Genomic DNA, 15,066 nt, shown 5'->3' on the forward strand with positions numbered 1-15,066 from the left:
GCTGCACTATTCGCCTCTCCCTTGATGGGAGAGGCAGCGAGACTTGGTGGCTCTGCCACCTAGTCGCAGCGGTGAGGGTGAGGGTGAGGGTGCGGCTGGATGCAACCGGGCAGCAGCGCGGCGGCGCACCCATTGCGCAATCCGGAGCGATCACCCCCACCCAAACCCTCACCCATCAAGGGGGAGGGCTTTTTGGCTGGCGGAAGGGGAGAGGCTCAAGGCACCAGCACGGTGTCTTCCGCCACCGGGAGCATGTCCGGAAAATCGCTGTTGTAATGCAGCCCCCGGCTTTCCTTGCGCTCAAGCGCGCAACGGACGATCAGGTCAGCGACCTCGATCAGGTTGCGCAATTCGACCAGATCGGGCGTGACGCGGAAATTGCCGTAATATTCCTCAACCTCGCTGCGCAGCAGCTCGATGCGGTGACGTGCGCGTTCCAGCCTTTTGGTCGTCCGCACGATGCCGACAAAGTCCCACATGAACCGACGGATCTCGCGCCAGTTGTGCTGGACCACGACCTCCTCGTCCGAATCGGTTACCCGGCTTTCATCCCAGGGCAGAATCGCGGGCGGCGGCCCCAGCTCGTCCCAATGCTCGATGATGTCGGCTGCTGCGGCATCGCCGAAGACAAAGCATTCGAGCAGCGAGTTCGAGGCAAGCCGGTTGGCGCCGTGCAGGCCAGATTGGCTGACCTCGCCCGCCGCATACAATCCGGGCAGATCGGTGCGTCCCTGAAGGTCGATCAGTACGCCGCCGCAGGTGTAATGCTGCGCGGGAACCACCGGGATCGGATCGCGGGTGATGTCGATTCCCAGCCCCAGCAGCTTTTCGTAGATCGTCGGGAAATGGCCTTTCACGAACTCCGCGGGCTGATGGCTGATGTCGAGGTGAACGTAATCGAGCCCCAGCCGCTTGATCTCGTGATCGATCGCACGCGCGACGACATCGCGCGGGGCAAGCTCGAGCCTGGGGTCGAAATCGCCCATGAAGCGATAGCCGGTCTCGGGGATCAGCAGATGCCCGCCCTCGCCGCGCACCGCCTCGGTAATCAGGAAGTTCTTGACCTCGAGATTGTACAGGCAGGTCGGGTGGAACTGCATGAATTCCATGTTGGAGACCCGCGCGCCCGCACGCCACGCCATCGCGATGCCATCGCCGGTCGCGCCGCGCGGAGCCGTCGAGAACAGATAGGTGCGCCCTGCCCCGCCGCTCGCGAGCAGCGTCGCGCGCGCGGTCAGCGCCTCGACATGCCCGGTTGCGCGGTTGAGCGCGTAGCAGCCCCAGATGCGGTTCTCGCCCGCAGGCGCGGCACGGTGTCGATCAGCGATCAGATCGATCGCGACCATATCGGGCAGCAAGGTGATGTTCGGGCTCGCAAGCGCAGCGCGCTCGAGCGCCTGCTGCACCGCCCAGCCAGTGGCATCATCGACATGCACGATCCGACGGTGGCTGTGCCCGCCCTCGCGGGTCAGATGCAGGTCATCGGCATGATCGCCCGGGCCGCCATTGCGGTTGAATGGTACGCCCAGGTCGATCAGATGCTGGATCGCCTCGGGCGCATTTTCGACCACGAATTCGACTGCCTCACGGCTGTTGAGCCCTGCGCCTGCGACCATGGTGTCATCGATATGGTTGCCGAACGAATCACCGTCTTCGAGCACCGCAGCGATCCCGCCCTGCGCCCAGGTGGTCGATCCGCCCGAGATATCGCCCTTGGCCAGCACCAGCACACGGCAATGCCGCGCCAGGCTCAGCGCCGCGGTCAGTCCCGCCGCGCCCGACCCGATGATCAGGACGTCATGTTGCATCAACGATAACCACAAGTGAGGAGGGAGCGATCCGGGGCATCAGGGCTGGCCTGCAGACTGACGAACAATTCATACCCGTCCGGAGGACCAAGCGATACATCGCGGTTGATTTCGACCGGGAAGCCGCCACCTCGCAGCGCGGAAAATGCAGCGCCCGCCGGAACCGCAAATTCGAAACTGAGGTCGCCCGGATCGCCGCCTTCAGGAAATGTCTGATGAATGGCGTGGAGTGGCAGCCCAAGCATCGTGCCCGAAACGCGAACGCTGAAGGCCGTCCAGCCGTCGTGCCGTGTCATTTCGATCCGTCCAAAATGAGCAGCCAGCGACCGTGGCGCATCTATTCGACCCGAGCGCAAATGCTTGTCGGGGTCGAGAACAGCTTGAGGATCGACCACCACCATAGCTTGAAGAAATCGCGCCATTTCAGCCCCGGGCCGGCACATTGCAGGGTCTTCAAAAGCAAGCAAACCATCCAAAACCGTCGAACCCGGCATCTTCCGCTCTGCGCAACCGGAGAGAAGCGCAGCACCCATTACGATCGCCGTCAACCGTTTCATGCCGCCGCCTTGGTGAGGTTGAGGAACACGTCTTCCAGATCGGGCTCGCGCGTCGAGACATCAACGATGCCATAGCCTGCCTCGCGAACCCGGCCCATCACCTGGCCTGCGTTCAGCCTGTCCTTGCTGTAACCGATCTCGATGGTGCGCTCGTTGAGCTGGCTGACCTTGTCGAAGTCCGGGTCGGCAGGCAGCGCGGCGATATCCTGATCGAGCGTCAGCACGATCAATTTGTCGCGCGCCATGCCGACCAGCTCGGCGGTGGGCTTGTTGGCGATCAACTTGCCGTGGTTGATAATCGCGATCCGGTCGCACAGCTCTTCGGCCTCTTCAAGGTAATGTGTGGTCAGCACGATGGTGACCCCGGCGCGGTTCAATTCGCGCACATAATCCCACAATTGCTGGCGCAGATCGATATCGACGCCGGCGGTGGGTTCATCCAGCACCAGTATCGGTGGCGAGTGCACCATCGCCTTGGCCACCAGCAGCCGCCGTTTCATGCCTCCCGACAATGTGCGGGCATAGGCATCGGCCTTGTCCTCGAGCCGCACCGCGCGCAGCAGCTCTGCGGTGCGCCGGTGCGCCTTGGGCACGCCGAACAGCCCCGCCTGAAGCTCGAGCGATTCAGCAGGCGTGAAGAACGGATCGAAGACGATTTCCTGAGGGACGATACCGATCGACGCCTTGGCGTTGCGCGGGTTGGCGTCGATATCGAAGCCCCAGATGCTCGCCGACCCCGAGGTCTTGCGGACCATGCCCGAGAGGATGTTGATCAGCGTGGACTTGCCCGCACCATTGGGACCCAGCAAGCCGAAGATCTCGCCGCGCGGGACATCGAAGCTCACACCGTCCAGCGCCAGCTTGTCGGGGGCTTTACCGGCCCCCTTGTACACCTTGCGCAGAGCGTTGATCGATATGGCAGCCTGGTTCACGGCAAGCGGATTAGCCGGTCGGCCGAACAAGCGCAAAGGGAAAGGTGGCAGCTGCGGGGCCGAAACGAAATACGCAGGCCGCATGCAGCCTGCGTATTTCGAAAAACGGTCACCAGCCGGTCAGGCGGGTGCGAAGCGGCTTATTCAGCGACTTCGTAATATTGCGGCGCGGCTTCGTTGAGGATCTCGAGGATCTTCTTGAGCGCAGCCGGCTCGTCGGTCTTTTCCATCGCAGCCAGTTCACGGGCGAGACGGCTAGAGGCGGCCTCGAAAATCTGACGTTCGGAATAGCTCTGCTCGGGCTGGTCATCGGGACGGAACAGGTCGCGGGTCACTTCGGCGATCGACACGAGGTCGCCCGAATTGATCTTCGCTTCATATTCCTGTGCACGGCGCGACCACATGGTGCGTTTGACCTTGGGCTTGCTCTTGAGCGTTTCCATGGCTTCGCGCAGCGTCTTGTCAGACGACAGCTTGCGCATGCCGATGCTTTCAACCTTGTTGACCGGAACGCGAAGGGTCATGCGTTCTTTTTCGAAGCGCAGCACGTACAGCTCGAGCTGCATGCCGGCAATTTCTTCCTTCTGAAGCTCCACAACACGGCCGACACCGTGCTTGGGGTACACCACATAATCGCCTACATCAAAAGACAGCGCTTTGGCGGCCATTCAAAAACCTTTCTCAATTCAGGGGAAGCGGGAGTCATTTCGAACCTGCGATCCTGCCGTCCGAACCGAACCTCCTCACGCATGTGCCGAAAGCGGAACACCACCTCAGTGCTGCACTGCAACACTGACGAGCGCTGTTTAACAGATTCGTCACAAAATAGCCACCCTGTAATGGCCATTCCGGACCCAAATGGGGTCTGAGGCACGCAAAAACAAGCGGCGGCGGACGCAGAAGCGCATCCGCCGCTACGGAAATGGTGTTTCAGTATGGCACGAGACTGGTAAAACCTCCCCGCTTGGGGAGAGTGGTCGTCTCAGTCGCCTTCGCCGGGCTCTGGCGAGAAGTGCGCTTCATACTTGCCGTCCTTGCCCTTGTATTCGTCCGCATCGGGCGGGGAATCACGCTTTTGCGTGATATTGGGCCATTCGGCACTGTACTTGGTGTTGAGCTCGAGCCACTTTTCCAGGCCGTCCTCGGTATCCGGGAGGATGGCTTCTGCCGGGCATTCGGGTTCGCAAACGCCGCAGTCGATGCACTCGCTGGGGTTGATGACGAGCATGTTGTCGCCTTCGTAGAAGCAGTCCACGGGGCAAACTTCCACGCAGTCCATGTATTTGCACTTGATGCAGGCGTCGGTGACTACATAGGTCATCGGCTGTGATCGCTCCCCTGGGTGGCGTGCCGGGCATCTCTCGCCCGGCTGGATGGTGATTCTGGGGGCCTTGCTATTGCGATCGGCCCGGTGCGTCAATATCGCGCTGCCATGGGCATGCAAAGCCCAGCTTTATCCGGCTGCGCGCCTGTCTTCCGGTTCACGGTAGCAGGCCATCGCTTCTTCTGCAGGCCCGCGCCGCCAGGGCAGATGATCGATCTGCAGCACGAGTACCCGTGTCCCTTGCGGCACGGTCAGGATATCGCCGCAGCGGACCGCGTGATGCGCCTTGACCACCCGGCTGCCGTTGCTGCGGATCAGGCCCTGCTCGGCGAGCACCTTCCCCTGCGAGCGGCTGCGCACCAGCCGCAGATACCACAGCAGCACATCCATCCGCATGTGTCCGCCCGCCTGCGACCCACCCACTCCCGGTGCTGCACCGCCTGTATCAGCCAATCGCCACCTTCCAGTCCGCCAAAGCTGCAAAATGCCCGTCGGGCCGGGGAGGCTGCGCTGCCTGGGGAGGCCGCTTGCGCGCCAGACCACGCCAACGCCACAGCGGCGCAGCCCCCGAGTTCTTTTCCTTGTCGCTCGCCTTGGCGCCATCACGGCGAAAGCCTGCCGCGCGCATCAGCCGGTCGGCATTGGCGGCACTCAATCCCATCGAGATCGCCAGCGCCGGGTCGATGACAAAGCTGGCGGCCTGCCCGCGGCGGTCGTGCGCAGCGCGGATGACCTTCTCTGCCATATCGACCCGCAACGCCTGATCGCCCAACAGGCGATAGGCGGGGTGGCCTGCAGGCGGCAACGCATCGGCTGCAACAACGGTGCGCAGCGCGGCGACCTGGGGATCAGCCGGAGCAGGCAACACGCCGCCTGACTGTACCGTGCGCATCACGCCCAACTGGCGCTGGCATTCGGGGCGGATCATCGGAGCGCAGAATACATCGAGGCTGCCCAACCGGACCCCCAGCCGCTGCAGCACCTGCCGCGAGGCGGGATCGAGCGCGCTGATCAGGCCATCGGCCTGGACCCGTGGCATCGCCCCTCCTGAATCGATCAGTTGCACCAGCAATGCGCGCAAGGGACCGGAGCAGCGTCGGTCCTCCGCCGCCTTGGTCAGCGCACGGACCGGCGCGAGCGACTGGCCGAGGTGCGCCTCGATCCAGCCTGCTACATGCGCCAGCAGTGCCTCGTATTCGGCGCGCGGCAAAGCCTCGAGCGCGCGGTCGGGCTGGAATTTCGGGAACGCCAGCGATGCCCCGCGCACGATCTGCCCGATCCGCTGCCCGCGCCACAGCAATGCGGGCTTGCCGCGATCGTCGCCAGCAATCGCGACCGACGAAGCGTCATCGCCGATCAGCATCCGCGCCCGCTTGGCGAGCAGCCCGGGCAGGTGGCGGTCGGCAGCGGCGAGCAGCAGCTTGCGATCCGCCAGCCGTGCCTGTGCATCGACCACGAAAGCAAAACCGTTCAGCTTGCCGATCGGTTCGCCATCGACGCAAATCGCATCGCCCTCCTCGAGCGTGACCGGAAGCAGCGAAGCATCGCCGCCCAGTCCGCGCAGCAGCACGGCGGTGCGCCGATCGACGAACCGCTGCGCCAGCGCCTTGTGCAACGCGTCGGACAGCCGCTCCTCGACCGCGCGTGCGCGGCCGGCCATCTCGGCGGGGTCGGCCAGCCAGTCACGACGCTGCGCGACATACGACCAGGTGCGGATAGCGGCGATGCGCGCGCCGAGCTTTTCGACATCGCCCTGCACCTGATCGAGGTCGGCGATCCGCCGCGCGATGAAATCGACCGGGATGTGCCCGCGCCCCTGCCCCAGATGCTGCCACAGCTGGCTGACGAAACTGGCGTGGTGCTCTGCGCCGCGATGCTGGAAATCGGGCAGGCTGCACACTGACCAGAACCGCCGCACCGCCGCAGTGCCGCGCACGCTTGCACCGACATGCGGGTCATCGGCCAGCCGCCGCAGCACGGCGAGGTCGATCGCCTCGGGCGCAGGCTTGAGAACCGGGTTTGAAGGCGCGCGCTCGAGATCGGCGATCAGATGCCCCAGGCTGTCGAAACGCGGCGCCGAATCGCGCCAGAACAGCGACTTGAGCGGCGGGAACTGATGCTGCTCGATCCGCTCGATCTCTTCATCGGTGAACTGCGAATCCGCTCGGCCCGCGACCGACCCGAAGGTGCCATCGCGCTGGTGCCGCCCTGCGCGCCCGGCGATCTGCGCCATCTCGGGCAAAGTCAGCCGCCGCCTGCGTGACCCATCATATTTGTAGAGCGATGCGAACGCGACATGCTCGACATCCATGTTGAGTCCCATGCCGATCGCATCGGTCGCGACAAGATAATCCACCTCGCCCGCCTGATACATCGCGACCTGCGCATTGCGCGTCGCGGGGCTCAACGCGCCCATCACCACCGCCGCCCCGCCGCGAAACCGGCGCAGCATCTCGGCAACGGCATAGACCTCTTCGGCCGAGAACGCGACGATCGCGCTGCGCGGCGGCAGCCGGGAGAGCTTCTTGATCCCCGCATAGCTCAATGTCGAAAAGCGCGGGCGGGTGGTGATATCGGCATCGGGGACCAGCGCCCGCACCATCGGCGCCAGCGCCTCGGACCCCAGGATCATCGTCTCGTCGCGGCCGCGGGCATTGAGGATGCGATCGGTGAACACATGGCCGCGCTCGGGGTGCGCCCCAAGCTGCGCCTCGTCGATCGCGACGAACGAAAAATCGCGCTTGTCCTGGAGCGGCATGCTTTCGGCAGTGGAGAGGAACCAGCGCGCGCCCGGCGGAACGATGCGCTCTTCGCCGGTCACCAGCGCGACCTCCTTGGGCCCCTTGATCGCGACGACGCGATCATAGACCTCGCGCGCCAGCAGCCGCAGCGGAAAGCCGATCAGGCCGCTCGAGTGCGCGCTCATCCGCTCGATGGCGAGGTGAGTCTTGCCGGTGTTGGTCGGCCCCAGTACCGCCGTTACCGACGCTTGTGCATATTGGGGCGAAAAACGGGTCATGATCGGCCTGCCTTCAAAAGCCTGATGTCTCAGGGCTCTTGCCCCTACATCAGGACCCGGCGCCGCATATGCAAGACCCATTCGCGGGCTCGCCCAATCACCTGTGGACAGGTTCCGCCGCTGGTCTGGCATACAGCACTGCTCGTCCCGGCCTGTGCCCGATTTGCGGCGGGTTAATTTGACTTTAACCGGGGTTCTCCACAAGATTTGCGGGCGAGGGAAATCGCCATCGTGCGCGCCGAAGGGCGTGTCACGGGAGGAATGGCGAAAAAGGGTCGGACTTGTTTCAGCAACGCGAACAGCTTTTCGGGGCCGGTGCAGCCACAGCCAGACTGTCGATGGCCGATGCGCTACCGTCACCGGCGGCGCGTGCGCCTGCTGGCAAACCGACTGCAGCGCGTGAACGCTGGGCGCACGTCCTTGAAATCATCCGGGATACCAACTGGACCCCCGATCTGGGCACCAACATCGGCAGTGCGGAATGGTTTCGCGGTCTTGCGACGCTGTGCCTGCTGTGCACCGGCGCCTATGCCGTTTGGCCGGGCATCCACCCGCTGGGTGCGGCCGCGATGGCGCCTGCGCCAGTCGCACGCGAAGAACTGCGCAGCCAGATGATCATGCCGATGGCGTTCGGCAGCGATACCGGCCGCGCGATGGCCGCCACCGATGCGGTGGTCGCGCTGCGCCAGGCGCCCGAGCGCCCGACGATCGAGCTTGCCGCCGTGATCGGTCGCGGCGACAGCTTCATGCGCGTGATGCAACGCGCAGGCGTGGGCGGCGGCGATGCGCAATCGGTCGCCAACCTCGTTTCGTCCGTGGTTCCGTTGAGCGATATCCGCGATGGCACCCGCATCGATATTATCCTCGGCCGCCGTTTTGCGCGCAACCAGCCACGCCCGGTCGAGAGCATCGCCTTCCGTGCGCGCTTCGACATGAACGTCGAGATCGTCCGCGCAGGAAGCTCGCTCGATCTGGTGCAAAAGCCGATCCTGGTCGATGCGACCCCGTTGCGCATTCGCGGCACGGTCGGCTCCAGCCTGTATCGTTCGGCGCGCGCTGCCGGCGCGCCGCCGCGCGCGATCCAGGCCTATCTGCAGACCTTGGGCAGCCAGATGTCGATCGGCAGCGATATCCGCGCGACCGACGAGTTCGACATTATCGTGGACTACAAACGCGCCGCTACCGGCGAGGTCGAGATGGGCGAACTGCTCTATGCCGGGCTCGAGCGCAGCGGCAAGCCGCGCGCGCAGATGCTGCGCTGGAAGACCGGCAGCGGCGCGCAGTGGTTCGAAGCTTCGGGCGTTGGCGAGGAGCGCGGAGAGTTTGCGCGGCCGGTCAATGGCGCGATCACATCGGGCTATGGCTCGCGCCGCCACCCGATCCTCGGCTTCCGGCGGATGCACAGCGGCCTCGATTTCCGCGCACGCAGCGGCACGCCGATCCATGCCACTGCCGACGGGGTGGTAAACTATGCCGGGCGCAAGGGCGGCTATGGCAATTTCGTGCGCATCGCACATGGCGGCAACCTCGCCAGCGGATACGGGCATATGAGCCGGATCGCGGTGAGCAATGGCACCCGCGTCCGGCGCGGCCAGGTGATCGGCTATGTCGGCTCGACTGGGCTTTCGACCGGACCGCACCTGCACTATGAAATGTATCGCGGCGGCCGCGCGGTCGATCCCAGCTCGGTCAAGTTCACCACCCGCGCGCAGCTTTCGGGCAGCGAACTGGCAAACTTCCGCGCGCGGCTGAAACAGCTTCAGGGCGTCACCCCCGGCGCTGCGCTGCAATCGATCGCCCCGCCCTCGAGCGCGGCGACGGCAGAACCCAAGCGCGAGATCGAACGGATCGCAGGCACGACGATCGCCTGACCTGCTACCCCACGCCACCGGAACCGATCGCGACATCAGGCGGTAATCCTTCAGACCGTTGCTGCATTCGCCGCGACGCGAAGGAGAGCGATGATGACTGACAAACCCCATATCGAACCCGAAGAACGTGATACCCGCCCTAGTGGCGAGAAGACCGCCAAGCATGAAGGTGGCGGGCTGGTCCCAAAGGATTCGCGCAATGTCACGGGAACTGCGGTCGTCGAAGGCGACGGTCGTTGGACCGGCGCTGCGGTTCATCCCGAAGAGGGCCCGAAGGTCCCCAAGCCCAAAGATTGAACATCGAGCAGTTGCTGGGGGCGGCGCCTAACAAGCCGTCCCTTGCGGCTTATCGCCTTTGCCTCAAGCCTATGGCTTGAGTTCGACCCAGGTCGGGGCGTGGTCGCTGGCCTTTTCGCGGCCGCGGTGGTCCTTGTCGACGCCGATCGCGCTCAGGCGGTCGGCGGCCTGCGGGCTGAGCAGCAGGTGGTCGATGCGGAAGCCATGGTCGCGTTGCCAGGCACCGGCCTGATAGTCCCAATAGGTCCACACCCCGCCCGCCGGACGCAGCGTACCGATCGCATCGGTCCAGCCATCGGCGAGGATGCGGCGATAGGCCGCGCGGCTTTCGGGCTGCATCAGCGCGTCCGATGCCATGGCGCGGACCGAATAGGTGTCATTGTCGCGGGGGATCACATTATAATCGCCTGCCAGCACCGCAGGCACCTCCTCGGCCATGATCTGCGCGGCGCGCTTGCGCAGACGGTCCATCCAGCGCAACTTGTAGTCGAACTTCGGCCCCGGCTGCGGATTGCCGTTGGGCAGGTAGATGGTTGCGACGCGAAGCCCGTGGACATCGGCCTCGAGATAGCGCGAATGCTCGTCCTCGGGCTCGCCCTCTAGCCCGCGCCGGACCTCGACCGGCTGGGCGTCGTGCGCCAGAATGGCCACGCCGTTGAAGCCCTTTTGGCCGTGCCAGATAGCGCCATAGCCCAGTTTCTCGAACTCCGACGCGGGGAAACCCTCGTCCTGAGTCTTGATCTCCTGCAGGCAGGCGACGGCAGGACGGGTGTCATCGAGCCATTCGAGCAGGCGCGGCAGGCGCGCCTTGATACCGTTGATGTTGTAGGAAGCGATACGCAGCATGGCGCCTTCTTATCGGCCAGACCGGCGCTTGCCCAGCGATTTAGCCTCTGTTCATTTGAGCGCGCCTAAGCCACCATCCGCAGGTCCATCAGGGGAGGTCTTCATGCAGCGTTCGTCTCGGATTTGGATGGGGCTGTGCGCCACCACCCTGGTCGCCCTCCCTCCCGCGCTGGCTCAGGATGCAGCCGACCCAAATGCGCCAAGCACGCAGGGCAATGTCTCGGTCACGGTCTACAATGGCGGCACCTCTCTGGTGCAGGACATCCGCAAGCTCAACATCGCCAACGGCACCAGCCGGATCGAATTTCCTGACGTGTCGGCGCAGATCCAGCCCGAGACCGTCTCGTTCGCCGCCGATGGCGCGACGATCGTCGAGCAAAATTTCGATTACGACCTGCTGACGCCGGGCAAACTGATGGAAAAGGCGGTGGGTGAAACCATTACATTGGTGCGCACCAATCCCGCGACCGGTGCGGAGACCCGCGAGCGCGCCAAGGTGCTTTCGGTCAACCAGGGCGTGGTCGTCCAGATTGGCAGCCGCATCGAGGTGCTGCGCGACGACGGCCTGCCGGTGCGCGCGATCTTCGACAAGGTGCCCGACAATCTGCGCGCACGGCCGACGCTGTCGATCACGCTCGACAGCCAGCGCGCGGGCGCCCGCGACGCTTCGATCCGTTATCTCACCGGAGGCCTCGGCTGGTCGGCGGACTATGTTGCGCTGTTCGATGAGGCCAAGGGCAGCATCGACGTGCAGGGCTGGGTGACGCTGTCGAACAGCTCGGGCACCACCTATCGCAACGCCGATACGCTGCTGGTTGCGGGCAATCCGCAGGGCGCATCGGGGGTCGGCAGGGGCGTCCAGAGAAATGGGGGTCGCAATATCCGCAGCGCCGGAACAGAAACGGCAAACCGCGAGCGGCTGGGCGATTTCTATCTTTATCCCGTCGGCCGCACGACGATTGCCGACAAGCAGACCAAGCAGATCAACTTCCTCGACGTCCAAGGCGTGCCCGCATCGCGCGCATACGAATATCGGGTGGGTTGGCTCGCGAGCATCGAAGAACCCCGCAGCGCCGACACCGTGGTCAAGTTCAGCTCGAGCCAATCGGGCGGGCTCGGCGATGCGCTGCCTGCGGGATCGGTGCGCTTCTACCAGCGCGACCAGCGCGGATCGCCGCAGTTCATCGGCGAGAACGCGATCGATCACACCCCGATGGGCAGCGCGCTCGCGCTCAAGACCGGCGAGGCGTTCGACGTCAAGGTCAAGACCACGGTGGTCGAACGCAAGCGGCTGTCGAGCACCCGCTGGCAGACCAGCATGCGCTATGAACTGACCAACGCCCGCGATGGCGCGGTCACGATCGACCTGATGCAATCGGGGCTCGACTTCGGCTGGACCGATACGCGGGTGGTGACCGAGAGTTTGAAGAGCGAGCGCAGGAACAGCAATGCGGTGGTATGGGCGGTGAGCGTGCCTGCCAACGGCAGCGCGGAGGTCACCGCGACTTTTGAGACCAGGTATTGAGGGTGGGTGAATAGGCCAACACCGTGCCCAACTCTCCACCCCCGTTTGTCCCGAGCGTGTCGAGGGACCTCGCGCTACCCTTAGCGATCACGTCCCTCGGCTTCGCTCGGGACAAACGGGGGTGGGCGCTTGGGGCCTTTTCACGGTGGGTGCTGGGGGCGCTGATCCTCACGATGGCTGCAGCCCTCTGCCCTGCCCACGCTCAAACCCGCCCCGAGATCATCTCGCCCAAACCCGATTCGGTCGCGGTCACCATCTATCGCGATCCCGCGCGCGGCGATGGCGGGGGGATGAACCTCAACTACCTCAACGGCTTTGCGGTCGTCACCGAAACCCGCCGCATCACCGTCCCGGCAGGCCCCGCGACCATCCGCTTTGCAGGCGTCGCAGAAGGCATGGTCGCGGTCTCCGCCGTGATCCGTGGCCTTCCCGGAGGCATCATCGAACAGAACCGCGACAAGAAGCTGCTGTCTCCCGGGTCACTGGTCGATGGCACATTGGGCAACCGGGTGACTCTGCGCCGCACCGACCCTGCCACCGGCGCGGTGACCGAGCGCGATGCGGTCATCCGCAGTGGGTCGCAAGGCGCGCTGGTGGTGGAGACCGAAGGCGGTATCGAGGCGCTGCAATGTTCCGGCCTGCCCGAAAAGGTGATTTACGAGGATCTGCCGGGCGGGCTGTTCGCAACCCCGGTTTTGTCGGTCGATACCGTCTCGCCAGAAGCTGCGACCGCCGAGGTGACGCTGACCTATCTTGCCGCCGGGTTCGACTGGAACGCCGATTACGTCGTCAAGCTGGGCGAGGATGGCAAAAGCCTTGACCTGTTTTCCTGGCTCACGCTGGCCAATGGCAATTCCGAGAGCTTCACCGATGCCGAACTGCTGGTGATCGCGGGAACGCTCAACATCCGCCAGCCGATGCAACAGATTGCTGACAAGCCGCAGGCGACGCCCTTGTCTATCCGCTGCTGGCCGCGCGGCAGCACGGCTCGGGGGATTTTCGCGCCTCCGCCCCCTCCTCCACCCCCGCCGCCGATGGCACCGTCGATGATGGCCCGCAGTGGCGCGGTCCGCGCTGCTGCGATGGAGGAGGTCATGGTGACTGGATCGCGCAATGTGGTGGCAGAGCTGGAGGCGCTGGGCGATCTCAAGCTTTACCGTGTCCCGTTTCGCTCGACGGTTGCGGCCAAGGGACAAAAGCAGGTCAAGCTGCTTGGCAAGCAGAACGTGCCTGCGCGGCTGATCTATCGCGGCAATGCTGGCGGCTATGAAAAGACGCCGGGACCGCTCGAAATCGAGGTCCGGATGGACAACAAGACCGCGACCGGGCTGGGCCTGCCGCTGCCATCGGGCCGGATCGCGGTGTTCGATGGCGCGTCGGACAACGGCCTGCTGATCGGTCAGGGACAGATGCGCGATTATGCGGTGGGGCAGGAGGTGAAGTTCACCATTGGCCAGAGCAACGCGGTGCAACTGGCCTCGACCCGCACGCTGGTCGCATCGAAGGGCGGCTGGGATGGCTATGCGCTGGAGTTGACCAACGCAAATCCCGAGCCGGTCACCGCCGAGATCGACCTGGCGATGATCGCCGATGTCGATCTGCGCAAGGCCAGCGGCCGCACGATCCGCAAGGATGGCAAACAAGTTTGGCAGGTCACGGTGCCTGCCAATGAACGTGCGTCGCTCACTTACGAATCGCGCAGCAAATATCGCTGAGTTGTGCCGTTACTTCGGTGCCAGCACGCCCTTATTTGGGTGCAAGCACCATCAGCATCTGGCGGCCTTCCATGCGGGGATAGGCTTCGACCTTGGCGATTTCCTTGACGTCTTCCTGCACCCGCTGGAGCAGGGCCATGCCGAGCTGCTGATGCGAAAGTTCGCGGCCGCGGAAACGCAGCGTCATCTTGACCTTGTCGCCCTCGTCGATGAACGAGTGAACCTTCTTCATCTTGACCATATAGTCATGGTCATCAATGTTCGGACGCATCTTGATCTCCTTGATCTCCTGCGTCTTCTGGTTCTTGCGCGCGGCGTTGGCCTTTTTCTGGGCCTCGTACTTGTACTTTCCGACGTCTAGGAACTTGGCGACCGGCGGCTCTGCGTTGGGGGAAACCTCGACCAGGTCGAGCCCCACGGCTGCTGCGCGCTCTATCGCTTCTTCGGTACGCAATACGCCGACATTTTCGCCATTCTCATCGATCACCCGAACCTGGGGTGACTGTATGAACTGATTGAAGCGCGGGCCGGATTTCAGTGGCATGGTGAGGCCGCGACGGGGGGCTGGCGGACGTATAGCGAATTCTCCTGATGGTTTCTTGAGCGCGCCATATAGGCCAAGTCGTCGAATAGATAAAGAGCCTCGTGCGCGGTTCGCGCTGCAAAAGCTGCGCGAACCGCCGTCAAAGTTGCGTTACCGCAACGATCTGACGCGGTTGAGACGCAACCCGGTGGCCGAATGCGCGTTTCGCGACTCGCAGAGCCCTTGGTTGCCCGGCGCAGGCCGCCTCCCCATATCGGCAACCACAGCAGGGCATATTCCGGGGGCAATTGGAGACTGACATGACACAGCCACCCGCCTATGCCGCAAGCGCCATCACCCACGAGACCACCGCATCGGGCGGACGCTTCGTCTACCGTGCGCAAGGGGCCGAGGCCGAATTGACATATGCCACCACTGGCGCCAGCGCGGGCGAAACCCGAGTGGTTGCGGATCACACTTATGTGCCCGATTCGATGCGCGGCCAGGGAATCGCTGCCAGGCTGGTCGATGCACTGATCGAAACCGCGCGGTCGGACCAATGGACCATCCTGCCCCGCTGCAGCTATGTTGTCACCGCCTTCAAGCGCCACCCCGAATGGAACGACGTTCTGGCGGACTGACGCTGAGG

14 protein-coding genes are annotated in these 15,066 nt (G+C 64.3%); 5 read left to right on the forward strand and 9 right to left on the reverse strand.

The features are described 5' to 3' along the window. Window positions 1–215: 215 nt before the first annotated feature. The 7 genes from nadB to IEW00_RS02210 all read right to left on the reverse strand — a co-directional run bounded on the left by nadB (window position 216) and on the right by IEW00_RS02210 (window position 7,640). Window positions 216–1,808 carry an L-aspartate oxidase gene (gene nadB / locus IEW00_RS02180; RefSeq protein ID WP_188512708.1) on the reverse strand — a complete coding sequence of 531 codons (1,593 nt, stop codon included), beginning with the start codon at window positions 1,806–1,808 and terminating at the stop codon, window positions 216–218. After that, window positions 1,808–2,365: a hypothetical protein gene (locus IEW00_RS02185; RefSeq protein ID WP_188512709.1), complete on the reverse strand. Its 558-nt coding sequence runs from the start codon at window positions 2,363–2,365 to the stop codon at window positions 1,808–1,810. Before IEW00_RS02185 ends, nadB begins: the two co-directional genes overlap by 1 nt. Beyond that, window positions 2,362–3,297, reverse strand: coding sequence for an ABC transporter ATP-binding protein (locus tag IEW00_RS02190; RefSeq protein ID WP_188512710.1), 936 nt, complete (start codon window positions 3,295–3,297; stop codon window positions 2,362–2,364). The genes IEW00_RS02185 and IEW00_RS02190 overlap by 4 nt, the downstream gene beginning before the upstream one ends. A 140-nt stretch (window positions 3,298–3,437) precedes the next feature. Continuing rightward, window positions 3,438–3,965, reverse strand: coding sequence for a CarD family transcriptional regulator (locus IEW00_RS02195; protein WP_054135725.1), 528 nt, complete (start codon window positions 3,963–3,965; stop codon window positions 3,438–3,440). 314 nt (window positions 3,966–4,279) lie between these two features. After that, a complete protein-coding gene (gene fdxA, locus IEW00_RS02200) occupies window positions 4,280–4,618 on the reverse strand; it encodes a ferredoxin FdxA (RefSeq protein WP_188512711.1) in 339 nt (112 codons plus the stop codon). 132 nt (window positions 4,619–4,750) lie between these two features. Further along, window positions 4,751–5,074 (reverse strand): RNA-binding S4 domain-containing protein, encoded by a 324-nt coding sequence (locus IEW00_RS02205; RefSeq protein ID WP_308419304.1) that lies wholly within the window; start codon window positions 5,072–5,074, stop codon window positions 4,751–4,753. Next, window positions 5,067–7,640, reverse strand: a complete 2,574-nt coding sequence (locus IEW00_RS02210) for a helicase-related protein (protein WP_188512712.1) — start codon at window positions 7,638–7,640, stop codon at window positions 5,067–5,069. Before IEW00_RS02210 ends, IEW00_RS02205 begins: the two co-directional genes overlap by 8 nt. A 338-nt stretch (window positions 7,641–7,978) precedes the next feature. Between IEW00_RS02210 and IEW00_RS02215 the strand changes: the two genes are divergently transcribed. Together IEW00_RS02215 and IEW00_RS02220 are read left to right on the forward strand one after the other, a co-directional pair. Next, window positions 7,979–9,511: a peptidoglycan DD-metalloendopeptidase family protein gene (locus IEW00_RS02215; protein ID WP_373282573.1), complete on the forward strand. Its 1,533-nt coding sequence runs from the start codon at window positions 7,979–7,981 to the stop codon at window positions 9,509–9,511. A 93-nt stretch (window positions 9,512–9,604) separates the two neighbouring features. Beyond that, complete coding sequence (locus IEW00_RS02220) at window positions 9,605–9,808, forward strand: hypothetical protein (RefSeq protein ID WP_188512714.1); 204 nt, start codon at window positions 9,605–9,607, stop codon at window positions 9,806–9,808. Window positions 9,809–9,877: 69 nt separating this feature from the next. On the opposite strand, the gene xth is transcribed toward IEW00_RS02220, so the two are convergent. Further along, window positions 9,878–10,651 (reverse strand): exodeoxyribonuclease III, encoded by a 774-nt coding sequence (gene xth, locus IEW00_RS02225; protein ID WP_188513071.1) that lies wholly within the window; start codon window positions 10,649–10,651, stop codon window positions 9,878–9,880. A 106-nt stretch (window positions 10,652–10,757) separates the two neighbouring features. On the opposite strand from xth, the gene IEW00_RS02230 reads away from it, so the two are divergent. Then, a complete protein-coding gene (locus tag IEW00_RS02230) occupies window positions 10,758–12,179 on the forward strand; it encodes a DUF4139 domain-containing protein (protein WP_229736759.1) in 1,422 nt (473 codons plus the stop codon). Window positions 12,180–12,352: 173 nt separating this feature from the next. Then, window positions 12,353–13,894 (forward strand): DUF4139 domain-containing protein, encoded by a 1,542-nt coding sequence (locus tag IEW00_RS02235; protein ID WP_188512715.1) that lies wholly within the window; start codon window positions 12,353–12,355, stop codon window positions 13,892–13,894. Between the two features lie 31 nt (window positions 13,895–13,925). Here IEW00_RS02235 and infC read toward each other — a convergent pair whose 3' ends face one another. Next, window positions 13,926–14,438, reverse strand: coding sequence for a translation initiation factor IF-3 (gene infC / locus IEW00_RS02240; RefSeq protein ID WP_188512716.1), 513 nt, complete (start codon window positions 14,436–14,438; stop codon window positions 13,926–13,928). A 299-nt stretch (window positions 14,439–14,737) separates the two neighbouring features. On the opposite strand from infC, the gene IEW00_RS02245 reads away from it, so the two are divergent. Beyond that, on the forward strand, window positions 14,738–15,058 hold the full coding sequence (locus IEW00_RS02245) for a GNAT family N-acetyltransferase (RefSeq protein WP_188512717.1): 321 nt from the start codon (window positions 14,738–14,740) through the stop codon (window positions 15,056–15,058). Window positions 15,059–15,066: the final 8 nt, after the last annotated feature.

The organism is Blastomonas aquatica (assembly GCF_014639875.1).
Taxonomy (GTDB): domain Bacteria; phylum Pseudomonadota; class Alphaproteobacteria; order Sphingomonadales; family Sphingomonadaceae; genus Blastomonas; species Blastomonas aquatica.